We start from the raw sequence: 22,589 nt of genomic DNA, 5'->3' as shown, positions 1-22,589 counted from the left end.
TGAACAGGGGGGGGTGGCGGTGACGTCGATGCCGGCGTAGACGAAGGTGGCGCCGATGCGTTCGGTGAGGTCTTTGAGCAGGTCGGCACTCTGGGCGCCGGTGGTGGTGCGGGGGTTGAGCCGGTGGACTTCGTCGATCATCACGAGCTGGACTTTGGCGGCGGTGTAGGTGTGACAGACAGAGTTGGTGAATCTGGACCTGGGACATGCCTGCGGCGACGGGGATGCCGAGGTGGCGGGCGAACTCGGTGGCCAGCGTCTTGGCGCTGGCGGCGGGCGGGACCAGGACGTAGGCGACGGGGACCTGCCCAGCTGTGGCTGTGGCGCCGTGGCGGCGGGTGTGGGCGAGGTGGCAGGCGCGGCCGACCTGGAGCAGGGCGGTGGTTTTCCCGGCGCCGGCGGGCCCGGTGACGATAGGGGACGGCCGTGCGGTGACTGCCTGGTGGCGGCCGAGGATCATCAGGGTGCGCACGTTCTTGGCGAGGGTGTCGATGGCCGGGGTGCGCACGGTGACGAACCGTGAGTGGTAGGCCAGGCATTCCCCGAGGCTTGCGAGGTGGCGCTTCGCGTGGGGGAGGAGCTGGCACGGGCATGGTGGCGAAGGCATGGAAACCGTTCCAGGTGGTCACCGACTGCTGCTGCGCCTCTGGGGCGCCGACACCGGCAGGGCTCGCCGCGGTGCCGGGCGGCCACCTCGGCTGTTGACGGGGAACTGCCAGCCGTCGTGTTCACCATTGCCCGGCCTCTGCTTCGGCGTCCCAGAATCCGTATCCGCCTGCCTCGGCCGGCAGTACGCCCGCGCCCTCCGGCTCGCTGGTGTCAGTCTCGGCCGCCAGGGCTTCGTGTGGGTGGAAGTGCTGGTCGGTGGTCCAGCGGCGGAAAAGGGCCGCTGCTGATCCAGGGTGAGAGTCCGGCCGCGGAAGCCGCTGGGCTCCTTGGCGGTCAGGGTGCGAGTCGGGTCGACCAGCACGATGTGCTGCGAGCGGGCGAAGCGGAAGAACTGACGCAGCACGGTCAGCCGCCGCTTGCGGCCCTTGGGCAAGGGGGCCGGGAATGCTTCGATGTCGTGCACGTCCACCAGCGCCCAGTCGTCCTTGCCGCGATGGTTCACGTGGTATCGAAGGCGATGACGGCTGGTCTGAGGGGTTCGGGGACGGCGTCGATGCGGCGTTTGCGCCGTCCGGCTGCGAGCCGTTCGGCCCGGTCGGTGGGCAGGGCCAGGCCGCGCTGGGTGAACGAGGTCCTCAAGCGCGCGGGGCGAAGGAGCCCATCGACCGCGCGGGCCTGCGCGACGGTTCCGGAAGAGCCTGGGGCGAGTGGGGCTGGCCGTCATGCAGAAGCCGGTCCAGGCGGGTGATGAACCCGCAGGCCCGGGCGACACAGTTGCGGGCGGTGACATGCGCGACGAGGTCGTCGGGCCACGCGGGCGGGTCGGTGAGCCGCTCGCGGAGATGTTCGCCGTGGACGAAGGGGCGGTCGGGGTGCTTCTGCAGCAGGCCGAGCGGAGTCCCAGACCGGCGTGCCGGCGAAGGGCTCCGCATTCTCGGCAGACTTGCGGCGGCTGTTTGCCCGGCCGGGGCCGGGAGCAATGGCCGCACCACCCGGTCGTCTCACGGGATAGCCCGGCTTGCCGCAGCGGGGACAGGGTTGCTGGACTGCGAGCCGGTCGCCGCGGCGGCGGCATTCCCGGCACAGGCGGTTCTGGGGCGAGCGGATGGGATGGCCGCAGTGTCCGCAGACGCGGGAGCAGGTGATGCACTGGCCGGTGTCCGGCTGGAGCACGCGGTCTTTGCCGCAGGACGGGCATGTCGCCTTCGCTGCCTGTTCTGCCATGCGGCGCCAGCACCGGCAGCAGTGCTGCCGGTCGAGATAGCCGAGCGGCCCGCCGCAGGTGATGCAGTCCCGTTGTTTCGGCCGAGGCGGGGTGACGGGCCGCTCGATGGGGGTGGTGTCGACCTCGATGAGGTCGTTGGGGGTGCACTCCAGCGAGCCTCCGCCAACTTGAGATCGCAGGTCAAAGAGCTGGTGTGACCAGTTCACGGGGTACTCACGCTGGTCGTGGGCGACAGTCTGCGGAGTAGATCATCCGTCAGCGGTTGACTTCGAGGTGCGTCAGAACGAGGAGGGCGCGCAGGAGGTGGGTGGCGCGGGCGGGGTCGGTGCGGAGTTTGGTGAGGGTCCGCCAGTTCTTGAGGTGGGCGAATCCGTGTTCGACCGGTGCGCGTCCGGTGGCGAGGACGCGGTTGGCGGTCTTCTGGCCGGGGGTGAGCTTGTGAGCGCGGGTGGCTGTGAAGCCGGTGACGATCACGGGGTCGTGTACGTCTTTGTCCAGGCCGCGGAAGCCGAGGTCCGCCAGTGCGCCGAGACCGGCGGCGCGCAGGTGGGCCAGAATGTGGTCGTGGCGGGCGGCGGTGTTGTCGTGGGTGCGGCCGGGTCGGGCGGCGGATATCCAGATCAGGCGGCCTTTCTCGTCGGTCAGGGCGAGGAAGTGCAGGCCGTGATGGCGGTGTTTGCCGGAGTAGTTTCGTCGGTCGGCTTTTCCTGTGCGGCGCAGGGTGGGGATGAGGGTGCCGTCGATCAGGACTACCTCCCCGCCCTGCTTGGCGATCTTCTTCAGGGCGCGGGGCCTGCGCGGCGAGGAGGGTGATCAGCTCGTCGCGCCAGCGGCGGACGGTGGACTCGGACACGTTGTTGCCGCCGGCCATGTCGGCCAGGCGCTGGTCGTGGCGCAGCACGGCCAGGACGATCACCGTGATCCTCCCGGGCGGCAGGATCCGCCACCTGGACCGTATTGCCTTCAGAGGACGGGTATGTGACGTTATGTCGTATCTGTCGTCACTGGAACGTATGGGTTCGCAGTATCGGCGCTGGCCAGAGGGCCCGGCCGTGCTGGAGTGTCCCCCGTGAGCGACCGCCAGTCCTACAAGAGCGACTTATCCGACGAGCGCTGGGCCCTGATCGAGCCTGTGATCATCGTCTGGAAGGCCCGACACCGCTCCACCAGCGGCCACCAGGGCAACTACGACATGCGGGAGATCGTCAACGCGCTGCTGTACCAGTCGCGCACCGGCTGCCACTGGGACTACCTCCCCCACGACCTGCCGCCCGCCGGCGCCGTGAAGTACTACTTCTACACGTGGCGCGACGACGGCACCGACCAGACCACCCACGACTTGCCGCGCTGGCAGGTGCGGGAGAAGAGGGGCCGATTAGCCGACCCCAGCCTGGCGGTGCTCGACACCCAGAGCCTGCACGCCGCCGCTGGCGTCCCGGCCGACACGACCGGACGGGACGCGAACAAGAAGGTGCCAGGTCGCAAGCGGGGACTGGCCGTTGACGTGTTGGGCCTGGTGATCGCGGTGGTGGTCCTGGCAGCCTCCATCCACGACAACGCCGCCGGCATCGCGTTGCTGGACAGGGTGATCGCCGGCACCGAGCCGGGCACCGTGAAGAAAGCCCTGGTGGACCAGGGGTTTCCGGATCACCCGCAAGACACTGCTGGAGCTGCCCGATCCGCAACCGCCCGCGAAGCTGCCGGACCATCCGGCATACCAGCAGATCATGGCGGCGTTCACCCAGCCGCGGCCATAGCCGCCCAGCGAGCCCGCGACCAGCCCGCTTGCCCCAGCCGAAAGAGCAAAACTAGCTTCAACTCGCGTACCGCCTCTTACTTCTCGACGAGCCCGACCAGACATTCCCGGAACCTGTCGGGCCGAAGCTGCGTTCGGTGACCGGCCCGGGGTGATGACCGGCGGCCCCGGCGCCGTCCTGTGTTACGCCGCGCCGGGGGTTTCTTCGCTGCGCGTACGTCGCTCGTCGTAGTCGGATCGGGCGGCTTCCACCGCATCGAGGTGATCGACGACCCACCTCAACATCGCTTGCAGGGGTGACTCAAGGCTCCGGCCCAGGTCAGTGATGCGGTATTCGATCGCCACCGGGTCCGTGGAGACGACCAGCCGTTCGATCACCCCGTTGCGCTCGAGCCGCCGCAGGCATGTGGTCAGTGACTTCGGCGTGATGGCAGGCAGATGCTGGCGAAGCTCATTGAAGCGCCGGGGGCGGTCGCACAGTGCCTCCAACACCAGCAGGGACCACTTGTCGAAAAGCTGGTCGAGCAGACGGCGACCGCCGCTGTCGAAGTCCAGTCCACTCACGCCGGTCCATACCTTTCTTCGTGGGTTGATTCGGGTCACTCGTAAGATCCGGACGCCCAGGGGCGCCGGGTGTGGCTGTCATGCTGTTGCCGCTCTCGTGGCTGAAGGAGATTGGCCGCCCGGTGCCCCGCGACGACTCGGCCGCTGATTGGGATGCGCGAACTGAATCGCTTGTATGGACACGTCGGCGAGGTCGTCTGCTGGGAGAGCACGTAAGCACGACGAAGGGAGACCCAGTGCCGGAACTGTGGGCGGGGACGGACGCGGGCAAGGCCGAGCACCACTGCACCGTGATCAACGCCGACGGCACGAAGGTGCTCTCGCGCCGGGTGCCGAACAACGAAACCGAACTGCTGGAACTGCTCGGGGACGTCCTGGAGCTGGCTGACGGCGGCCTGGTCACATGGGCGGTCGACCTGAACGCTGGCGGGGCCGCATTGTGGATCGCCCTGCTGGTCAACCACGGGCAGAAGCTGCTCTACATCCCCGGCCGGACCGTGCACCATGCCTCCGCCGCCTACCGCGGCAGCGGTAAGACGGACGCGAAGGACGCCTTCGTCATCGCTGACCAGGCGCGCATGCGGCGCGATCTGCAACCGTTGCTGGAGACCAGCGAGATCGCCATCGACCTGAAGATCCTCACCGCCCGGCGCATGGACCTTTCGGCCGACCGCACGAGAGCGGTCAACCGGCTCCGCGCGCAGATGCTTGAGTACTTCCCCGCCCTGGAGCGCGCCTTCGACTACAGCGTCTCCAAGACCGCGCTCATCTTGCTGACCGGCTACCAGACCCCCGCCGCCCTGCGCCGGATCGGCCGGGCCCGGCTGGCCACCTGGCTGAAGAACCACGGCGTCCGCGTGGGCAACCACGCCAGAGGGGCCGCAGAAGCCGCCGTCACCGCCGCCGAGGCCCAGTTCACCGCTGTCCCCGGGGAGAAGACCGCCGCGAAGATGGTCCACACCCTGGCCAGGGAGGTGATGGCCCTCGACCAGGAGATCGCGGAGATCGAAGCCCTGATCGAGGGCCGGTTTCGCGAGCATCCCGACGCCAAAGTGATCACCAGCCTGCCCGGCATCGGCAACATGCTGGGAGCGGAGTTCATCGCCGCCACCGGCGGCGACATGACCGCCTTCGGCAGCCCCGACCGGCTCGCCGGCGTCGCCGGGCTCGCCCCTGTCCCCCGCGACTCCGGGAAGATCAGCGGCAACCTGCGTCGGCCGCGGCGCTACAGCCGCAGGCTCCTGCGGATGTTCTACCTCTCCGCCCAGGTCGCTGCCTACAGCTGCCCGGAGTCCAAAGCCTTCTACCAGCGCAAACGATCCGAGGGGAAGTCCCACAAGCAGGCCCTCCTCGCGCTGGCCAGGCGCCGTCTCAACGTGCTCTGGGCCCTCATACGCGACCACCGGACCTTCGAGGTCGGCGCGTCCCACACCGTTGCCGTAGCGGCATGAATCCCTCACGGCCCGTCACCCTGAGGACTTGACTTCACCATTGGGAATCTCCTTCGCGATACCTGATTTCGTTGAAGTATATAGCGCCTACTAGGTATACAGAAGACACTGCCTTGCTCGACCAGTGAAAGCAGGATCCATGACCGGCGAATACTCGGCTATCCAGGTCTCCATCAACGGCGGTGTGGCGCAAGTCGTCATCGACCACCCTCCGCTCAACTTGCTGGACGCCACCCTCATGCTCGACCTGGACCGGTTCGCGGCCTCGATGTCCGGTAACGACGACGTCCGGGTGATCGTCTTCAACAGCGCGGACCCGGACTTCTTCATCGCGCATGGCGACATGACGTTCGCCGACGATCCCGCGGCGTTCGCGGCACTCCCGATCGCCCCCGAGGCCGACCAGTCCCTGAACCCGATGATGCGGCTCCACGAACGCGTCAGGTCGCTGCCGCAGATCACCATTGCCAAGGTGCGCGGGCTGGCGCGCGGTGGCGGTGCGGAACTGCTGTCGGCAATGGACATGCGGTTCGCTTCCCTGGAGCACGCCGGTCTGGCGCAGATCGAGACTGCGGCAGCGATCATCCCCGGCGCGGGAGGCACCGCATACCTGCCCGGTCTCGTGGGCCGCGCACGCGCGCTGGAGATCATCTTGGGTGGGCAGTTGATCGATGCGGCGACCGCGGAACGGTACGGATGGGTGAACCGGGCCGTGCCGGGCGCCGAGCTGGACCACGTCGTCGACACTCTCGCGGCCCGTATCGCCGCTCTGCAGCCTGGTGTCGCTCGCGCCGCGGTCGAAGCGGTCGACGCCGCGCTGGAGTCGACCGCTCACGGCCTGGTAAGGGAGAACGAGCTTCTGGGCCAGCTTCTCGGCAAGCCCGCTGCGGGCCGCTTCACCAAGGCCGCACTGGCCGCCGGCGCGCATACCCGCGACGGGGAGCGCGATCTCGAGGCCATTCTCGACAAGCTCGTGTAGGGGCCCTCTTCAAGCGGACCCCGCTCAGTGCGGGAACGGTTTGAGTGTGACCGTCGCTTCGTGGGAGGCGGCGGTCTTCTCGTACCTGACGGCGACGCCGCGAAAGACCTTGAGCAGAGCTTCAAAGCCAAACGGCTAGGTCGTGCTGAACATACGGGCGGTGCCGTCGGCCCCGGGACAGGCGATCGAAGCTGCGGGAGCAGGTGCCATCGGCCGGGCGGCGTTCAGACCGAGGCATGCCGTGCCGACTGCCTTCGGGCCGTACGTCCCCGGAGCGCCCGACCACGCCGACAACTTCCGCCACGCTATCGGCCGGGGGCATGCAACGTCACGGCATCGAGCCATGGATAGATCCTCGATAAATCACACAAAGAGCACTCAACGCCTGAAAGGCCTATAGTCGAACTTATTGCCCTCTTAGATCCACCTGGCTGCCGATGCCGGCTGTCGGCCTCTGGCTTTCGTCCTCACTGCCGGACAGGCAGGCGATGTACCCGCCTTCACCGAGGTCATGGCCCGCCTGCGTGTTCCCCGCCGACGGGGCCGGCCGCGCACCAGGCCGGACGTGGTCCTGGCGGACAGGGCGTATTCGTCCCGCGCGATCCGCGAGCACCTGCGCCGACGCGGTATCCGGGCCGCGATCCCCGTTCCGGCGGACCAACGCGGCCACCGACTGCGACGCGGCAGCCGAGGCGGCAGACCACCGGCCTTCGATCGCGAGACCTGCAAGCAGCGCAATACCGTCGAGCGGTGCATCAACCGCCTCAAGCAGTGGCGAGGCATCGCCACCCGCTACGAGAAGACAGCCACCATCTACCTGGCCGGACTCCACATCGCCGGCATCTTCCTCTGGTCCGCCCGATGATCCAAACGAAACTGCCTAGTCGAGGGTCCACTTGCCCGTGCGCTCGGGGTCCGGCCCGACCTTTTCCATCAGGTACGTCACGGACGTGATCTTCGCGTCCTTCGGCACCTCGAAGACGATCCAGCCGGAGACCCGCTGACCCGGCTTGACGATCAGTTGGAGGCCGCCAAGGGACTTGCCGACGGTGGGGGTTCCGGGCTTGCCCTGATATCCCTGCCCGTTCGCGTCGAAGACCATCGCCTCCGCATACCCGGAGTCTTGGTAGGTGCCGGTGCCGGTCTCGACGATGGTGAACTTGGCGGCCACGAGGCGGTTCCCGGCGGCCGGTTCGAGTGCGCCGATCGCCGACTTGGCGTGGTTCTCGAACTTCTCCAGCGTGAAGTCGGCCTCGATCGTGCCCGTGCCGTTCAGGCTGCCTTCCATCCCCACCAGCTTGAGGGTGTCGCCGAGCTTGCCGGCCGGCGCCTGCGTGCTGCCGGCGGTGGCGCCGGGCGACTGCTCGCCGGCCGGCTGGGCGGTGCTGCTGGAGCCGGCGCCCTTCGTGGGCCCCGTGGGCCCGGCCTTGTCGCTGCCCCCGTCCGACCCCCCGCATGCCACAAGGGTGGCGGTGAGCGTGACGACTGCGGCGGCAGCCGCGATGGAACGGCGCATGGAATCCCCCCGTACATTCCCGATGGACCAGGTGAGTATGACAACTCATCCAGGTCAGTGTGTCGATGCCTGAAATTCTTGTACAGATCGGTGGTGCGGGGAACGGCCGTTCTGTAACCGAACTGCACTAGGCTCGCCGCCCTGTCCCTGGCGATCATGCCCTTCCTGTCCGCCGTCCAGCGCAGGGCCGGACGCGAACTCGGCTCCGCAAGCGCGGTTGCCGACTCCAAACAAACCCTCCTGTGCACCTGCCTCTCCGGCGTTCTGCTGGTCGGTCTGGTCCTCAACGCCACCCTCGGCTGGTCCTGGGCCGACCCGATCGCCGCTCTGATCATCGCGGCCGCAGCGGTGAAGTGCGATGTGCCGGGTTGGTGTCAGTGGGTGGGTGTCAGTGACGGCACGTCAGAACTGGGCGTTTTCGCTGGTGGGGTGCTGAGTAAGGGCGGGGTCACTGCCGTGGGGCGGTGCGTGCGGCGGCCGCGGCTGTCATGGGGCGGTACACCCCACTCCGCTCCACTGTTTTGAGAACGGCACTTCTGATCCTTCCGAGGGCTGCGCGGCGGCACGGTGGTCGGTGACGGTTTCCGCGGGCGGAAGGGTGTGGGGTGGGGGAGCCGGGCGCGTGGTGTGAGGTCACGGCGGGGCTGAGGGTGTCCAGGCCGGTGCTGGTTGCGCGGCTGCTGGAGCTGGATGCGGCCGGGGCGTTGACGACGGCGCACGTGCGTGCGGGCGCCCAGGTCAGCGGGGTAAATGCGCGCACGGTGTGGCGCTGGTTGGAGGCCGCGCGGGCGGAGGGCCGCATGGAGCGCAGGCCGCGGGCCCGGCTGGAGCTGTCGGACCAGGCGTGGGAGGTGCTGGCGCAGGCGGGCGGGAATGTGGCGGCGCTGCACCGGCATATGAAGGAGGCCGGCGGCGAGGTGCCCTCGCTGGCGTCGTTGCACCGGGTGGTGCGCCGGGACCTTCAGGCCGGAAGGGTCCTGCCGGACCGCGCGGTGGTGCGGCGGGAGCGGGATGAGCAGCAAACGCGGCAGGCCCTGGCTGACCTCGCCCTGGCCGGGCCGCAGGGGGGCGGCGCGGTGAAGACGTCTGCGCCACCGCGTCTCGGGCCAGAGGCGACCAGCGGCTTGCCGGTGGGGGAGAGCGGCGCGCCGGCGGGTGTGGCGTTGCCGGCGGGCGCGCAGCTGGTGCGGACGTCGTCGGTGCGGGCGGTGGCGACGGAGGGCGCGGTGTGTGTGTTCGGCGACGCGGGCCGGGGCAAGACCGCGGCCGTGCGGATGGCGCTTGGCGAAGTGCCTCCGGGCTGGAAGGTGACGTGGGTGCCGGTACCGGTGCGCCCGTCGGTGGCCGGCATGAGGCGGGCGGTGTTCGACGCTCTGGCGCTGCCGGGCCGCTTCCCGCACACGTCGGCGCTGGCCGACGCCGCGGTCGTGGAAGCTTTGGGTGAGGCGCGGGTGCTGGTGGTCGATGAGGCGCAGCGCCTGTCCGCGCCGTGCCTGGAGTACCTGCAGAGCCTGTGGGACCACCCCGGCACGCGGATCACGCTGGTGCTGGTCGGGGCGGGCAGCGAGCGGGCGCTGTCCCGGCTGCCGCAGCTGGCCTCGCGCATCGGCGCGTGGCAGGAGGTTCCACGCCTGGACGCAGCGGAAGTGATGCCCGCGGTGACTGGCTTCCATCCGCTGTGGCGCACCGTCCCGTCCCCGCATCTGACGTGGATCGACCAGTCGTGCGCGCACGGCACGTTTCGCACGTGGGCCGCTTTGACTGCACACCTGCAGAACGCGTTGCTCACCACTGCTGACGCATCCGTCGACCGGGCTTTGCTGAGGCGGCTGTTTAAGCGGGTCGCGCCGCCGCTGTGACCGGGGCGCTCATGCACGGACAGGAGGGTGATCGCATGCTCCCGGCCACCGGCAAGCACACGACGTCCAACCGCGCGAGGGGAGCTGACATGGAGGACCGAGGCGCCGTCCGTGCAGGTGGCGGATTGCCTGCGGCGTCGAGGACGGCGCTGCGCGGTCTGGCGGTGCGGCGGCTGCTCGCACTACGGGCAGGGAAGAAGCTGACAGCAGGACACGTACGAGTGGCTGCAGCCGCGCTGGGGTGTCGGAGCGCACGGTGTGGCGATGGCTGGCCGCCGCTCAGAGCGATGAGACCGCAACCGCCTACCCCGGCGCACGCTCCCGAGTTGATGCGAGGTTCACGATCACGCCCGAAGTCCGGAGCCTGTTGGCACTGTGGAAGGGGAACGTGCGGGCGGTCCACCGCGAACTGGTCGTGCGTGCTGCCCGTCAGTCCCCGCCCGTGGACGCACCGTCGCTGACGACGCTGCACCGGGCGATCCGCCGTGATCTGACGCCGGGGGAGCGGGCAGGGCTCGCGGGAGGGGAGCGGGCGGCACGCAAGCATGATGTGTTCCTCGCCCGGCCGCGCGGCTGGCGCAACCAGGTGTGGGAGACCGACCACGTCCAGGCCCCGGTGCTGGTCGATGTCGACGGCAAGGCCCGCAGGCCGTGGATCACCTGGTTCACCGACTGCGCGACGAACGCGATCACCGGTGTCGCGGTCACGCCGGGAGATCCGTCGCGGGAATCGGTGCTTTCCGCGCTGCGCTCCGCGGTCCTGCACGAGGACCCCTACGGTCCGTTCGGTGGCCTGCCCGAGAAGGTGCGGGTGGACCGTGGCAAAGACTTTCTGTCCCGGACGGTGACCGCCGCGTTCGATCTCCTGGACGTGACGGTGGAGGACCTGCCCGCCTACACCCCTCACCTCAAGGGCACCGTGGAGGGACTGAACCGGGCGGTGGAGAGCATGTTCCTGGCCGCGCTGCCCGGCTACGCCCGCCAGCCGCGCCCCGGTAAGCGTGCTTCCCGCCCGAAGGACGAAGTGCTCCTCGGCTTCGAGGACTTCACGGCCCGGCTGCTGGCCTGGACGCGCTGGTGGAACACCGAACATCAGCCCGCGCCGTTGCGTGGCAAGACTCCGCTTGAGGCATGGCAGGACGATCCCACTCCGCTGCGGGACGTGCCGGCCGCGGATCTGTGGACGTTCACCCTGGAGGACGCCGGCACCCGCACGCTGACCACCCGCGGCATCCGTTATAAAAAGCGCGATTATAGGGGGCCGTGGATGACCGGCCAGACCGGGATCCAGGTCCGTATCCGCTTCATGCCTCACCACGATCACCGGATCGAGGTGTACCACGCGGCCACCGGCCGCTACCTGGGTCCTGCGGACCTGGCCGATCAGGCCACCAAGGAACAGGTCAGCGCCGTTCGGCGGGCACGGGCCGCTCGCTCCCGCCGTCTGAAGAAGGACCTGGAGGCTTCCCAGCGCGAGCGCTACGCCGCCGTGAACCAGCCCGAGGCACCTCAGCGGATCGGCGCGATGACCACCGCGCAGGCCGAGGCCGAACTCGCCCGGACTGCCGACACCGACCTCGCGCAGCTCGGGCTGCCGGACCTCATCCCGCCCGCCGCGCCCCCGGCCCACTGGCGCACCCCTGCTTCCCTGGCCGCGCTGACCACGCCAGGCCCGCCCGTCCCGTACCCGTCCGGCCTCGATCGCGCTTCCGCCCCGGACGGCCTCGACGGGCGGGCAGTACTTCCCACCACCGACGAAGACGGAGACGCCTCGTGACCGCGGCCACCTACCAGTACGTCGACCTGCCCGATGCGTCCGTGGTCACCACCCGCGCCCTGCTCACCGCTCGGGAGAACATCACCGACACCGTCGCTGCCCGCGCCATGATGTGCAGTCACGGTGGCGCCGGCTTCGGCAAGACCCTCGCCGTCAACACCTGCCTGCGCGCACTCGAACCCGGCGAGGACGTCCGCAAGATCACTCCGGGCTCGGCCCACCGCCCGCGCGGTGCGCTACGAACTGTTCACCGCGCTCGACCTGGCCGGTGAACCCCCGCGCCACCCCAGCGAGTTCGACCGCCTGCTGAAAACCGCTCTGGCTGCACGCCCCCGCACCTTCCTGGTGGACGAGGCCCAGTGGCTCAACGGCGAGGCGTTCGAATACTTCCGCTACCTGTGGGACGAACCCTCAACCCAGCTCGCGATCATCTTCGTCGGCGGCGAGGGCTGCCACACCGTGCTGCGCCGTGAACCGATGCTGTCCTCCCGGATCTTCATCTGGCAGCACTTCACTCGCCTCACTCCCAGCGAGGTCCTCGAGGCCATCCCTTTGTTCCACCCGCTCTGGGCCGACGCCGACCCCGACGACATCTCCTTCGCCGACAGCCACGCCGCGCACGGCAACTTCCGCGCCTGGGCCCAGCTGACCGCCCACACCCGCACCGCCCTGGCCCGCACCGGCCGCCCCCGCGTGGACCAGGAGCTGCTTCGCTGGGCCTTCAGCCGCCTTGCCTGACCACCACGCCGCCATGCCGTCCGCCGTGCCACCGCCGGTCGCCGTGGTCATCGACCGCGACGACGACGCGATCCACACGCACACCGCTCTGGCCGCTCACCATCCGCCGTCCGGCAGGATCACCCTGCACCCCGGCCCGGGCACCACCGGTGAAACCGGTCTCGCCGTTGCGCTGGACCACGCTCTCGCTGCGGTCCCTGGCCTCGACGCTGACCACTCAGGGCCATCCGGTCAGCGCGGCGACCGTGGGGCGGCTGCTGCACGCCTTGGGATACAGCCTGCAGGGCACCGCCAAGACCGCGGAAGGCGCCAGTCATCCGGACCGGGATGCTCAGTTCACGCACATCAACGCCACTGCCGCGGCCTTCCTCGAAGACAACCAGCCGGTGATCAGCGTGGACACCAAGGCCAAGGAGTGGCTCGGCAATCGCGACCGGCCTGGCCGCATCTGGCGGCCGGGCAAGACGCCCATCCGTGTGGATTGCCACACGTTCATCACCAGTGACCAGCCCGTGGTCATCCCCTACGGGATCTACGACATCGCCCGCAACACCGGCTGGGTCAACGTCGGGACCGACCACGACACGGCCGAGTTCGCGGTGGAATCCATCCGCCGCTGGTGGCAGCAGCGCGGGCGGAAGGACCACCCGGACGCCGGCCGGCTGCTGATCACCGCGGACTGCGGTGGTTCCAATGACCCCCGCCGCTGGACATGGAAGAAGCACCTCGCCGCCTTCGCCCTGGAAAGCGGACTCGAGATCACGGTCTGCCACTTCCCACCCGGAACATCGACGCGGCTTCGCGGAGCCGTGCCGGGTACCCGTTGGCGTCGGCCTGCTTTTGTCTCAGTTGCTGGACGAAGTCGGGGTCCCGGATCGTCCGGCCGTCCCAGGCGACCACCGGAATCCCGGCCCGCCAGACGGTCAGCGCCTCCGAGCTGCCCTCGGGGGTGGCGCCCAGGGCGAGGTCAGGACCAGCTGCGGATCGGCCCTGAGTACGTGGGGTCTCCGGAGCGCGGTCTGTCCGGGTCCTCGCCGTCACGACGAGCTGTTTGGCGCGCTCGGGCTGCTGGTCGAGGAGGTTCCAGCGGTGGTAGTCGGTCACACGCGGGTGCCACCCGCCGGACTCCGGGACAACTTGTATGCCTTGCAAGCCTCTCGTGACGCCCCTGGCGAGTATGTCCGGGGCGCCGGGACCGGCGCGCCGCCCGGCCAGGAACCGCCGCCAGGAGCCGTTGGGCGCGCCCGGTTCGGAGACCCGGACCCGCACCCGCTCCGGGGCGACACCGGCGTGGCGCCAGCGGCCCTGGTGCAGGACATGCGGCACGAAGTGCTCGTGAGGTCGGCCTGATGCTGGCCTCACGAGCAGTGGAGTGGTGCTGCGGCGCTCGGGGCTCAGGCGCAGGGCTGCATGTACTCGGAGACAGAGCCGTCCGGGTGGCGGGCGGCGATCCTGGTGCCGTTGGGTACTTCGTTGGGTGCTTCGAGGATCTCGGCGCCGGCCTTGCCGAGGGTGTCGAGAACGGGGGTCAGGGATTCGGCCATGACGGTCGCGTTCTGCGCGACGTACTTCTCCAGCGGGCCGGAGTAGAGCAGGAAGGGTCCTACCAGTGCCAACTCCATTTCGCGGTAGGGGAATCGGCGGACTTCCGCGTCCCCGGCCAGGTCCTGGTAGAGAGGGACCGCGTCTTCGAGGTTCTCTACTTCGACGTTTGCGATCATTGCTCGGATGTTGCTGCTCACGGAGATCTTCGTGCTCAGTTGGCGGTGAAGGCGGGGTAGTCGGTGTAGCCCTCGGTGTGACCGGCGTAGTGGGTGTCCGGGTCGTCGTCGGCCAGTGGGTGGCCCTGCGCGAAGCGCTCGACCAGGTCGGGGTTGGCGATGAAGGGGGCGCCGAAGGAGACCGCGTCGACGATGCCGTGGTCGAGGATCTCGTTGCCGAGGGCCTGGGTGAAGCCGAGGTTGGCGACGATGTTGCCCTGGTAGTGGGAGCGGTAGCGGGAGAAGAGGGCGATGCGTTCCTCGATGGTGCCGGGGGTGCCCAGGAGGTGCAGGTAGGCCAGGTCGTTGTCGTTGAGCTTCTTGAGCAGCTGGTCGTAGTCGGCGAGTGTCTCCTCGTCCGCGGTGAACGCGGTTCCGCTGGTCCAGCCCGGGGACATCTTCACGCCAACGCGGTCGCCGCCCCACACGTCACCGATGGCGTCGAGGATGTCGAGGAGGAAACGGGCCCGCTTCTCGCTGCTGCCTCCGTAGGCGTCGGTGCGCTGGTTGAGACGGGGGTTGAGGAACTGCGGTATCAAGTGGGAGATCTGGGCGTGGATTTCCACGCCGTCGAAACCGGCGCGGCGGGCGTTCTCGGCCGCATGGCGGTAGTCGGCGATGGTGCCGGCGATCTCAGCGGCGGTGTAGGCGCGCGGAGTGACGGTGTCCTTGGGGCCGGAGGGGGTGAAGGACTGCTCGCCGGGGTTGATGGCCGAGGGGCCGGCGGGCAGGCGGCCGCCGAGGTGGTCGGGGTGGGAGGCCGCGCCGACGTGGCCGAGCTGCGAGACGATCCGCCCGCCCGCCTCGTGGACCGCTTCGGTGACCTTCGCCCAGCCGGCGGTCTGCTTGTCGGTGTAGATGCCAGGGACGTTGATGTAGCCGATCGCGTCGGGGCTGACCCAGGTTCCCTCGGTGACGATCAGGCCGGCGCCGGCGCGCTGCGCGTAGTAGGTGGCGTGCAGGTCGGTGGGGACCAGCTCGGCGTTGTGAGCGCGGGCGCGGGTCATGGGGGCCATGATGACGCGGTTGGGGAGCTCCAGCGCGCCGAGGCGGACGGGCTGCAGCAGGGGCTGAGTGATCATGAGTAACTTCCTTGTTTCGAGGGACGGATGAGGAGGAGGGCGAGGAATGGGCGAGGGCCCGGCTCAGTCCTGTTTGAGGGCGTGGAGGCCGGAGAGTGGGCCGCCGAGTTGCATGAGGCGTCCGCCCTCGCGCAAGGAGCCGAGATCGACGGGGGCGAACCCGAAGGCAGCGGTGAGGTCCTTGACGGTCGTCTTGGCGTCGGCGTCGTCACCGGCGAGGAACAACACCTGGCGTCCTGCCTGGTGGCGCGGGTCGGCGGCGATGTACTGGCCGTAGAGGGTGTTGAACGCCTTGACGACGCGGGCTCCGGGCAGCAGTGAGGCGACGTATTCGCTGCCGGTCAGCTCGCCCAGGTCGGCGATCTTCGTGTGCGGGGGCGGGGAGGCGAACTGGTTGGTGGCGTCGATGACGATGCGTCCGTCGAAGTGCGGCAGGCCGGCTGTCGCGTCCGGGATCTGGGGCCAGCCGACCGCGAGGAGTACGAGTTCCGCCGCGGCGGCTTCCTCCGGGGTTGCGGCGTGGGCGAGCGGTCCGAGTTCGTCGGCGAGCCCGGCCAGGGAGGCGGGGCCGCGGCTGTTGCTCAGTACGACCTGGTGGCCGTGGGCCACGGCATGACGGGCGATGGCCTGGGCGACGGTTCCGGAGCCGAGGGTTCCGATCTTCATGGCAGTGCCCTTCGTGGGGTTCAGGATGCGCAGCTGGTGAGCAGGACGGTTCCGCTCTTGCCGGGGCGGCGGACATGGTCGATGGCCTTCGCGAAGTCGGCGAGGTCGTAGCCGGCTGCGACCTCGAAGAGTTCCGGGGCGGTCGCGGCCAGACGGGCGGCGAAGGCGACGTCCCCGGCCCGTTCCTCGGGCCTGCGGGTCATCCACTGGCCGATGGACACGCCCCGCACGGTCAGGGCCCGCGGTGTCAGCGCGAGCGACTCCAGCGGCGTGCTGCCTGAACCGAGCTGTCCGTAGGTGATCAGCGTGCCGCCGTCGTCGAGCAGCCCGGCCAGCTCACCGGTCAGGGATCCGCCCACCGCGTCCAGTACGACCTGGGCACCCCGGCCGCCGGTCGCGTCCCGGACCTGAGTGCGCCAGTCCGCGTCGGCCGTCGAGATGGTCGGCAGTCCAGGGAAGCGCTGCCGCAAGGTCTGCGCCCCCGTGGCACTGCGTACCAGGTTGACCAGCGGGATGCCGTGCTTGAGCGCTGCTGCGCTGACCAGCTTTCCCACCGACGAACCGGCGGCCGTCTGCACCACCGGACCGGCCTGGCCGCGCTGGGCGTCCTCGACCGCCCGCAGCAGAGTGAGCAGGGTGAGCGGGTTGACCAGCATCAGGGCCGCGGTCTCGTCGCTGAGGCCCTCGGGGAGTGGCACCACCAGATCGGTCGGTGCCGTGAGGAGTTCGCTCCACGCGCCTGGCACCGGGAAGAAGGCGACCCGCTGACCGGGCCGCAGATCCTGCACACCCTCGCCGACGGTCTCGACGACGCCCATTCCCTCCAGGCCGGGAATGCGTGGCGTGGCGAACCGCCCTTGCGGCGCACCCGGAAAGCCCTGCACTCCCGCCAGGTCGCCGGGGTGGATCGGCCGGGACAGCACCCGCACCTGCACCTGCCCGGCCGCGGGCGCAGCAGGGGCCGGCTGCTCGCACAGGCGTAATACATGCCGGGCTTCTCCGTGCTGGTCGTAGGCGATGGCACGCATGACGCTTCCCTTCCATGAATTATTGATGATGTACGTCATTGAAACGATTGCTATGATGAGTGGCGTCATCAAAAAGGTCAAGTCGAGAGCGACGCGGGAGGACGGCCATGCCGCGGATCACCAAGGAGGACAAGGCCCGCAACCGGCAGAACATCCTCGAAGCGGCGGGCCGCATGTTTCGCTCGCAGGGCATCGATGCGGTCGGCATCGCCGAGTTGATGAAGGAGGCCGGGCTCACCCACGGCGGCTTCTACAACCACTTCGCCTCCAAGAACGACCTGGCCGTGGAGGTGTGCGGCGCCTCCTTCGCCGCCTCGCTCGGGGTCCTGGCCCGGATGGTCGAGGACGGTCCGGGCCAGGCCGGCTCTCCGCTGGAGCGGGTCCTGGCCGGGTACCTGTCCACCGCGCACCGTGACGCGCAGGACGGCGGCTGCCCCTCCGCCTCCCTGGTCACCGACGCCGGACGGCACAGCGAAGCTGTGCAGAGCGCGTACGCCGAAGGCGTCAAGGGTTACCTCACCGGCTTCGCCGCCGAGTTCCTGCGTGAAGCCGAGGAGAAGGGGCACGAGCTCGACCCGGGCGAGGCCCGCCACCGGGCCGTCCGCCTGCTCAGCGAAATGGTCGGCGCGCTGATGCTCGCCCGCGCCGTACGCCACGTCGAGCCCGAGCTCTCCGACGAGATCCTGCAGACCGGCCGCAGCCACGCCCTCGACTGATGCGACTCAGGGCCGCTGCGGGACGTGGAGCTGAGGCGTTCGCGATAGACGGCCCGGCTGACCCTTCTCAGCGAAGTCAGTCTCCGTCTCATTCAACCCAGCCGGGACAGAGGCCTGAGGGGCATCCGCGCCCGGCTGCCACGCGGGTCGCTACCCGACCGGCCAGTCCCCGGTGCGGGCGAACAGCTCGATGTCGGCCTCGTACGGCGCGGGGTCGAGTCCCCGCGCACGGACCCACTCCGAATTGAGGTGGGTGTTCCGGTACGGATCAGCGGCGTCGCCGATGATGGTGACGACGCTGCCCCGCGTCCCCGCTTGGCGCATCCGTGCCACGAGGTGGCACGTTCCCCAGAAGTTGGTGCCGGTCGCCGGTCCGGCTTCGATCCCGGCAGCGGTACGAAGCCACCGCAGGGCCGCGATGGACGCCGCGTCCGGTACCGGGATCATCAGGTCGATCACCGCCGGCAGGAAGCCGGGCTCGGTGCGTGGGCGGCCGATGCCCGGTATCCGCGAGGGCATCCCCGTGGTGTAGTCGCCACACCCGCTCGCCCACGCGGGGAAATAGGCGGAGTTCTCCGGGTCCACCACGGCCAGCCGCGTCGGATGACCGTGTCGCCGCAGGTGGCGTCCGATCGCTGCCGAGGTCGCCCCGGTTCCGGCACCAGTGACGATCCACTCCGGGATCGGGTGCGGTTCCCCGCTCATCTGATCGAAGATCTCGTCGGCGATCGTCGGCTCACCACACCCGGCCACCGCCCGCTCCGCGTCGCTGAAGTGGTCCAGGAAGTGGCCGCCGAGCTGCTCGGCCAACGCCCTCGCCTCCTCCTGCACCGCGGCGGGCGGCTGCTCACCCACCTGCCACCGTCCGCCCTCCCCTTCGATCCTGGCCAGGACGTCCGCAGAGGTCTTCGCCGGTACGACGGCGGTGAACACCAGGCCCAGCAGCCTCGCGAAGTGGGCCCCGGCGACAGCAACCGCTCCGCTCGTAGCCGCGATCACCGGTGTGTCCGACCTGATAGCGCCACTGGCGATCGCCTCACAGAACATGGCCCGCACCAGGCGATACTTCATGCTGCCGGTAGGATGCGCGGACTCGTCCTTGACGTAGATCTCGACGTCCCGGACCGCGGGTAGCGGAAGCAGTCGCAGGGGCGTCGGTGTCGGATGCAGGCCGCCTGTCCGTACCCGCCGGATCGCGTCGGCAGCCCACGAGTTGGGGTGTTCCGTGGTCATGAACGGACCCTACTGGAGCCGCGGCACCGGGCAGGTGGCCATGTTCAGCGGTCATTGTCGACAACGAACCTGCCGCTGCGCCTGCTACCGCGCTTCGGCTCGCCCATACTGCTTGGTCGACTGGACTAGATGACACGGCGGCTGGCTTCGGTGAGAACGGTCACCGGCCCCGTGGCTTCGTAGGTGGGAGCGACCACCACTTGTCGATGAGTTTGGGCAGCACTTGTCGATCACCGAGCAGTGAAATGTCGATGAGAACTGACACCGCTCGGTGGCGGGGTCGACGTCTCTCCTCTGCTATTTGGTGATGCTGCGGTTGCTCTTCAGGATGTCTTCGGGGTTTGCTGCCCTCGCCGGTCCGCGTCCTGTCGGCGAAGGCCCTCGAGGATGACGTTCATAAGAGGCCGTGCTGTTGGTTCCCATTCATCTCGGTCCAGTCGGCCGAGGTAGGCGATGAGCAGAAGGACCCCGTGGGCGTCCACGTCCGTGCGGATAGAACCGGCTGCTTTCCCGGCGTCCAGCAGGTGGCTGAGAGCGCCTTCGATGGGGTTCTGGCTGTGGGCGACAAGGTCTTGCCACGCTGCCGGCTCGAGCACTGCCCGCGCCGCCGCAGACCCGGCCGACCGTACAGGCCGCCAGCGAGGAGACGCACGGCATCCCGTCGCCAGATCGTGCGACCGTCATAGCGGCCCTCGAACAGGCGGTCAACGAGGGGCGCAGCCGCATGGAGATCCGCCGTTGGCTGAACAGGGCGGAAGAGGTGACGCACGGTGGGGCCACCGCCGAGGAGAACGACCTGATCAAGGCTGCTGCTGACGCGCTGTTGAAGCTGGAACGAGCCGTCGGGCTGCCGACACCGCGTGAGCCGACCTTTCAGGAGCGCAAGGCCCTGCAGAAGGTCGAGCGGATGCTGGGCGATCTCGCGCAGCAGAAAGACCGGGGGATTCGGACTGTCGCGCCCCGCCAGCGCCGCCAGCTTGCTCAGGCCGCGAAGCAGGCTTCCGCCTGGCTCACCGTCGACCAGCGCGCCCAGGTAGAGGCGTGGCAGACAGCTCCGACGGAGTCCGCGCCCGTGCCGCGTGCCCCTCAGCGGCCGATGCCTGGCCGATCGCCGCGTATCCCTCCCGCGGCCCCCCCCGCTCTGAGCAGCGCATCGATGCGGCCGGCCTTGCTGACGCCGCCCGGGACGTCCTGGAGCACGCAGCCCGGTTAGGGAAGACTGTGACCCTCGCCGATCTGTGTGCCCAGATCAAGGGCCTGGGGGAGCTGACGGAATCTGATCAAGTGCAGGTGCTTCGACGTGCTCCCCCGGGCCCGGCGCACCGGGCAGCGGCTCGAAACATACAGGTGCGCTGGTGATCAGTGTGGCTTTCGCCAGACGGACACGCTGGAGGGGCTCTCACCGGTAAACGGCGATCGGTCCCAGTCGGCGTACCGGTTGACGAGGCCGAGTCCAGCCATCTTGGCCATGACGTCCATCTCGGATGGCCACACGTAACGGTGAGGCGTGCCGCCCGCGCTGATCACCTGGCCGTTGTTGAGTTGGTAGTGGTGGGAGAACACGCGCTGGGTGACCAGGTCATAGCTGTCGAAGATCAGCAAGTTGTCGGTGACGGTGCCGGGCACCAGGGCCTGGCCGGGGGGCAGTTGCCGCAGCTGGGGGACCCAGACCTCGATAACGAAGTGGCCACCGGGACGCAGATGGCGGGCGGCATTGTGGAAGCAGGCGATCTGTTCGTCCTGGTGGAGCAGGCACGTGATCGCGTTGTAGACGATGTAGACGAGTGCGTAGTCCCGTCCGGGGGCGTCTGCCGTGGCCATGCTCCCGACGGTAGCGGGCAGGTCAGTCGCGGGGACCGTGGCGTGCAGGACCTCGATCATCGCCGGAGACACGTCCACGCCGGCCACTTCGACGCCGCGGAGCAGCAGCGGCACAGCAATGCGTCCGGCGCCGACCGCCAGCTCCAGGGCCGGACCATCACCTGCCAACTCGGCCAGAAAGTCGAGCGTCCCTGCGACCGCTTCGGTGTCCGCCACGTCGCTCGGGTGGTACTGGGCGGCGATACGATCCCAGATTTCCTGCTGCTCGGCACTGGAGTCCAGCACGACTGCTCCTCTTCCCGCCCAGGGGCCACGGCGCGGTGATTATGGCAAGCGACACCCGCGCTGGCACAGCGGATTTCCCGCCGTCGATGATCCCTCATCTCGTCACAGCGAACAGTCGTCAGCGCGCGGGCAGCGACCGGCAGCGCCGTCATTTCGCGTCAACATTCCTGGCTGGGTTGATCACCAACTGCCGTCGGAAGCCATGCACAAGTGCTGTCCCTAGACATCAACGAAGCCACCGCCGAGAGCGGCGTCGAGGTCAGCGATGAGCCGGAGACCACCGGGACCTCACCGGCCTCCACAGAGCAGGACACGGACCCCGGCGAAGAGACCGGTCCCGCTGCCGCGTGAAAGGCTCCGGCTGGCACCCGACAACCAACACTGCGGCCTCGCGCCCGGTGCCAGCCATGGCGACAGCACTCGGACGAGAACCCTGGAGCTCCCAGTGCCAGCCTCTCCAGCGGCGCGCGCCCACACCCCACGGATCGGGGCCCATGCGCGATTGCGTATGGCGTAGCGCTGCACACCTGACCGCCTATTACAGAGTTCGGCGCCAGCGGGCGGTCGCCGCAGCGTACCGTCACCTTCAGACTTATCCGGTGACCGCACGGTCACGCAGTGTCGCACCTTGGGGAGGGGTCGAACATGGTGAACGCCCGGACGTACCCGCTGTGGCAGCAGCTCGTCGCCACGGAGGGACTGCCAGACGAAGCGCTACCTGTAGTGATCGAGGCACTGTGCACGACCTCCCGTGCCTTCTACGGCGTCGACAACCGTGGCGAGGAGTGGCGCAAGAAGGCTTTCGCGGCCGCGCTTCCCGTCCTCCTGCAACGCGCAGCCGACCCGGCGCTGCGCCGGCGCGTCCTGGAACAGGCCGACGACAAGCAGGTCGCCGACCTCGCCGACCAGGGCGTGGTCACGGCCGCTGACCTGCCCGTGATCCTGCATACCCACCGCCCGACACCAGACCTGATCATCGGCCTGGCCCGGCATCCCGGCCAGGTCGACGACGCGATCAGCTTGCTTCCGCACCTGCGAGCATGGGCAGTTCGACTTGCGTCTCCTCCCGCACGGCCCGCTGGGCCGCCCGCACGTCGTTCAGCAGGTTGTGCTCCTCCAGCCAGGATCGCAGCGTGGCCGGTCCTTCCGATTGCTCGGGCTCGTCACAATCGTACGTGTGCACCGCTCGGCGGGCCCCTCGGTAGAGCGGGCGGTCGACGGTCGCAATGCCGTTCACGACACCCCACACGAATTCGTGGTTCTCCACCAGTGACCACGCGGCGTCGATCCGGCGACCGAACCGTCGCTGTAGTTCCGCGCCGTAGGCGGGTACGTCGCACGCGCCGACGGCGAGCGAACGTTCGATCAAGTCGGCGGCGAGCGCGCCGGACTCCAACGCGGTGTCGATCCCCTCGCCCGACAGCGGATCGACGAGCCGGGCCGCATCGCCCACCAAGACCAAGCCGTCGGACGTGCAGCGGGCGGGGTCGAAGTCGCATGGCAGCGGCGCCCCCGATCGTGGTT

The 22,589-nt window shown here is 69.1% G+C and carries 27 protein-coding genes and 4 pseudogenes; 14 read left to right on the top strand and 17 right to left on the bottom strand.

Translation table 11 applies throughout. The annotated features are described in order from the left end of the window. The first annotated feature begins 187 nt into the window (after window positions 1–187). Entirely contained in the window at window positions 188–523 is a 336-nt protein-coding gene (locus ACMTAK_RS01795) for a hypothetical protein (RefSeq protein WP_413804492.1), read from the top strand. Window positions 524–625: 102 nt separating this feature from the next. On the opposite strand, the gene ACMTAK_RS01790 is transcribed toward ACMTAK_RS01795, so the two are convergent. The 4 genes from ACMTAK_RS01790 to ACMTAK_RS01775 form a co-directional block, all read right to left on the bottom strand. Beyond that, window positions 626–1,111: a hypothetical protein gene (locus ACMTAK_RS01790; RefSeq protein WP_413804491.1), complete on the bottom strand. Its 486-nt coding sequence runs from the start codon at window positions 1,109–1,111 to the stop codon at window positions 626–628. Continuing rightward, entirely contained in the window at window positions 1,108–1,248 is a 141-nt protein-coding gene (locus ACMTAK_RS01785) for a hypothetical protein (RefSeq protein WP_413804490.1), read from the bottom strand. The genes ACMTAK_RS01790 and ACMTAK_RS01785 overlap by 4 nt, the downstream gene beginning before the upstream one ends. After that, window positions 1,245–1,541 carry a hypothetical protein gene (locus ACMTAK_RS01780; protein ID WP_413804489.1) on the bottom strand — a complete coding sequence of 99 codons (297 nt, stop codon included), beginning with the start codon at window positions 1,539–1,541 and terminating at the stop codon, window positions 1,245–1,247. The genes ACMTAK_RS01785 and ACMTAK_RS01780 overlap by 4 nt, the downstream gene beginning before the upstream one ends. 548 nt (window positions 1,542–2,089) lie before the next feature. Beyond that, window positions 2,090–2,554 carry a transposase family protein gene (locus ACMTAK_RS01775; protein WP_413812768.1) on the bottom strand — a complete coding sequence of 155 codons (465 nt, stop codon included), beginning with the start codon at window positions 2,552–2,554 and terminating at the stop codon, window positions 2,090–2,092. Window positions 2,555–2,903: 349 nt separating this feature from the next. Here ACMTAK_RS01775 and ACMTAK_RS01770 point away from each other — a divergent pair, with 349 nt between their 5' ends. Further along, window positions 2,904–3,731 carry a transposase gene (locus tag ACMTAK_RS01770; RefSeq protein ID WP_413804488.1) on the top strand — a complete coding sequence of 276 codons (828 nt, stop codon included), beginning with the start codon at window positions 2,904–2,906 and terminating at the stop codon, window positions 3,729–3,731. A gap of 42 nt (window positions 3,732–3,773) precedes the next feature. Here ACMTAK_RS01770 and ACMTAK_RS01765 read toward each other — a convergent pair whose 3' ends face one another. After that, on the bottom strand, window positions 3,774–4,154 hold the full coding sequence (locus ACMTAK_RS01765) for a winged helix-turn-helix transcriptional regulator (RefSeq protein ID WP_413804487.1): 381 nt from the start codon (window positions 4,152–4,154) through the stop codon (window positions 3,774–3,776). Between the two features lie 236 nt (window positions 4,155–4,390). On the opposite strand from ACMTAK_RS01765, the gene ACMTAK_RS01760 reads away from it, so the two are divergent. The 3 genes and pseudogenes from ACMTAK_RS01760 to ACMTAK_RS01750 all read left to right on the top strand — a co-directional run. Next, on the top strand, window positions 4,391–5,605 hold the full coding sequence (locus ACMTAK_RS01760; RefSeq protein ID WP_413804486.1) for an IS110 family RNA-guided transposase: 1,215 nt from the start codon (window positions 4,391–4,393) through the stop codon (window positions 5,603–5,605). A gap of 139 nt (window positions 5,606–5,744) precedes the next feature. Beyond that, window positions 5,745–6,584: an enoyl-CoA hydratase/isomerase family protein gene (locus tag ACMTAK_RS01755; RefSeq protein WP_413804485.1), complete on the top strand. Its 840-nt coding sequence runs from the start codon at window positions 5,745–5,747 to the stop codon at window positions 6,582–6,584. Window positions 6,585–7,005: 421 nt separating this feature from the next. Then, window positions 7,006–7,449, top strand: a pseudogene (locus tag ACMTAK_RS01750) (IS5 family transposase); the annotation flags it as partial. Window positions 7,450–7,464: 15 nt separating this feature from the next. Here ACMTAK_RS01750 and ACMTAK_RS01745 read toward each other — a convergent pair. Next, window positions 7,465–8,100 (bottom strand): DUF4352 domain-containing protein, encoded by a 636-nt coding sequence (locus tag ACMTAK_RS01745; protein WP_413804484.1) that lies wholly within the window; start codon window positions 8,098–8,100, stop codon window positions 7,465–7,467. Window positions 8,101–8,232: 132 nt separating this feature from the next. On the opposite strand from ACMTAK_RS01745, the pseudogene ACMTAK_RS01740 reads away from it, so the two are divergent. From ACMTAK_RS01740 to ACMTAK_RS01720, 5 genes and pseudogenes are all read left to right on the top strand, one after another. Beyond that, window positions 8,233–8,625 (top strand): annotated as a pseudogene (locus tag ACMTAK_RS01740) (cation transporter); the annotation flags it as partial. Window positions 8,626–8,762: 137 nt separating this feature from the next. After that, on the top strand, window positions 8,763–9,959 hold the full coding sequence (locus tag ACMTAK_RS01735) for an AAA family ATPase (protein ID WP_413804483.1): 1,197 nt from the start codon (window positions 8,763–8,765) through the stop codon (window positions 9,957–9,959). 164 nt (window positions 9,960–10,123) lie between these two features. Next, window positions 10,124–11,736, top strand: a pseudogene (locus tag ACMTAK_RS01730) (transposase). After that, on the top strand, window positions 11,733–12,008 hold the full coding sequence (locus tag ACMTAK_RS01725) for a hypothetical protein (protein WP_413804482.1): 276 nt from the start codon (window positions 11,733–11,735) through the stop codon (window positions 12,006–12,008). Before ACMTAK_RS01730 ends, ACMTAK_RS01725 begins: the two are co-directional and overlap by 4 nt. Beyond that, window positions 11,968–12,474 carry an AAA family ATPase gene (locus ACMTAK_RS01720; protein ID WP_413804481.1) on the top strand — a complete coding sequence of 169 codons (507 nt, stop codon included), beginning with the start codon at window positions 11,968–11,970 and terminating at the stop codon, window positions 12,472–12,474. Before ACMTAK_RS01725 ends, ACMTAK_RS01720 begins: the two co-directional genes overlap by 41 nt. Here the strand turns inward: ACMTAK_RS01720 and ACMTAK_RS01715 are convergent. Further along, a complete protein-coding gene (locus ACMTAK_RS01715) occupies window positions 12,458–12,691 on the bottom strand; it encodes a hypothetical protein (RefSeq protein WP_413813264.1) in 234 nt (77 codons plus the stop codon). The genes ACMTAK_RS01720 and ACMTAK_RS01715 overlap by 17 nt on opposite strands. Here ACMTAK_RS01715 and ACMTAK_RS01710 point away from each other — a divergent pair. Further along, window positions 12,630–13,265: pseudogene (locus tag ACMTAK_RS01710) on the top strand (ISAzo13 family transposase); the annotation flags it as partial. The gene ACMTAK_RS01715 and the pseudogene ACMTAK_RS01710 sit on opposite strands and share 62 nt — an antisense overlap. On the opposite strand, the gene ACMTAK_RS01705 reads toward ACMTAK_RS01710, so the two are convergent. The 5 genes from ACMTAK_RS01705 to ACMTAK_RS01685 form a co-directional block, all read right to left on the bottom strand. Further along, the gene (locus ACMTAK_RS01705; protein WP_413813263.1) at window positions 13,234–13,800 is read right to left on the bottom strand and encodes a hypothetical protein; all 567 of its coding nucleotides are present in this window, start codon (window positions 13,798–13,800) and stop codon (window positions 13,234–13,236) included. The pseudogene ACMTAK_RS01710 and the gene ACMTAK_RS01705 overlap by 32 nt on opposite strands. Before the next feature lie 68 nt (window positions 13,801–13,868). After that, window positions 13,869–14,195, bottom strand: coding sequence for a hypothetical protein (locus ACMTAK_RS01700; RefSeq protein ID WP_413804480.1), 327 nt, complete (start codon window positions 14,193–14,195; stop codon window positions 13,869–13,871). A 35-nt stretch (window positions 14,196–14,230) separates the two neighbouring features. After that, window positions 14,231–15,316 carry an alkene reductase gene (locus ACMTAK_RS01695; protein WP_413804479.1) on the bottom strand — a complete coding sequence of 362 codons (1,086 nt, stop codon included), beginning with the start codon at window positions 15,314–15,316 and terminating at the stop codon, window positions 14,231–14,233. Between the two features lie 63 nt (window positions 15,317–15,379). After that, the gene (locus tag ACMTAK_RS01690) at window positions 15,380–15,982 is read right to left on the bottom strand and encodes an NADPH-dependent F420 reductase (protein ID WP_413804478.1); all 603 of its coding nucleotides are present in this window, start codon (window positions 15,980–15,982) and stop codon (window positions 15,380–15,382) included. Window positions 15,983–16,002: 20 nt separating this feature from the next. Then, the gene (locus tag ACMTAK_RS01685) at window positions 16,003–17,010 is read right to left on the bottom strand and encodes an alcohol dehydrogenase catalytic domain-containing protein (protein ID WP_413804477.1); all 1,008 of its coding nucleotides are present in this window, start codon (window positions 17,008–17,010) and stop codon (window positions 16,003–16,005) included. Window positions 17,011–17,117: 107 nt separating this feature from the next. On the opposite strand from ACMTAK_RS01685, the gene ACMTAK_RS01680 reads away from it, so the two are divergent. Next, window positions 17,118–17,726, top strand: a complete 609-nt coding sequence (locus ACMTAK_RS01680) for a TetR family transcriptional regulator (protein ID WP_413804476.1) — start codon at window positions 17,118–17,120, stop codon at window positions 17,724–17,726. 150 nt (window positions 17,727–17,876) lie between these two features. Here the strand turns inward: ACMTAK_RS01680 and ACMTAK_RS01675 are convergent, their stop codons facing one another. Together ACMTAK_RS01675 and ACMTAK_RS01670 are read right to left on the bottom strand one after the other, a co-directional pair. Next, complete coding sequence (locus ACMTAK_RS01675) at window positions 17,877–18,959, bottom strand: PLP-dependent cysteine synthase family protein (protein WP_413804475.1); 1,083 nt, start codon at window positions 18,957–18,959, stop codon at window positions 17,877–17,879. A gap of 323 nt (window positions 18,960–19,282) precedes the next feature. Further along, a complete protein-coding gene (locus tag ACMTAK_RS01670) occupies window positions 19,283–19,555 on the bottom strand; it encodes an SbtR family transcriptional regulator (protein ID WP_413804474.1) in 273 nt (90 codons plus the stop codon). A gap of 128 nt (window positions 19,556–19,683) precedes the next feature. Between ACMTAK_RS01670 and ACMTAK_RS01665 the strand changes: the two genes are divergently transcribed. Then, complete coding sequence (locus ACMTAK_RS01665) at window positions 19,684–20,172, top strand: hypothetical protein (RefSeq protein WP_413804473.1); 489 nt, start codon at window positions 19,684–19,686, stop codon at window positions 20,170–20,172. Between the two features lie 146 nt (window positions 20,173–20,318). Here the strand turns inward: ACMTAK_RS01665 and ACMTAK_RS01660 are convergent, their stop codons facing one another. Continuing rightward, entirely contained in the window at window positions 20,319–21,065 is a 747-nt protein-coding gene (locus ACMTAK_RS01660; RefSeq protein ID WP_413804472.1) for a class I SAM-dependent methyltransferase, read from the bottom strand. A gap of 210 nt (window positions 21,066–21,275) precedes the next feature. Here ACMTAK_RS01660 and ACMTAK_RS01655 point away from each other — a divergent pair, with 210 nt between their 5' ends. Beyond that, window positions 21,276–21,416, top strand: a complete 141-nt coding sequence (locus ACMTAK_RS01655) for a hypothetical protein (RefSeq protein WP_413804471.1) — start codon at window positions 21,276–21,278, stop codon at window positions 21,414–21,416. A gap of 363 nt (window positions 21,417–21,779) precedes the next feature. On the opposite strand, the gene ACMTAK_RS01650 is transcribed toward ACMTAK_RS01655, so the two are convergent. After that, on the bottom strand, window positions 21,780–22,097 hold the full coding sequence (locus ACMTAK_RS01650; protein WP_413804470.1) for a hypothetical protein: 318 nt from the start codon (window positions 22,095–22,097) through the stop codon (window positions 21,780–21,782). Further along, window positions 22,081–22,527 carry an NAD(P)/FAD-dependent oxidoreductase gene (locus tag ACMTAK_RS01645; protein ID WP_413804469.1) on the bottom strand — a complete coding sequence of 149 codons (447 nt, stop codon included), beginning with the start codon at window positions 22,525–22,527 and terminating at the stop codon, window positions 22,081–22,083. The genes ACMTAK_RS01650 and ACMTAK_RS01645 overlap by 17 nt, the downstream gene beginning before the upstream one ends. Between the last annotated feature and the right edge of the window lie 62 nt (window positions 22,528–22,589).

The organism is Streptomyces lacaronensis (assembly GCF_047337785.1).
In the GTDB taxonomy this organism is placed as follows: domain Bacteria; phylum Actinomycetota; class Actinomycetes; order Streptomycetales; family Streptomycetaceae; genus Streptomyces; species Streptomyces lycopersici.
The sequence above is the reverse complement of the archived record's forward strand: the minus strand, read 5'-3'. Positions and strand labels throughout refer to the sequence as shown.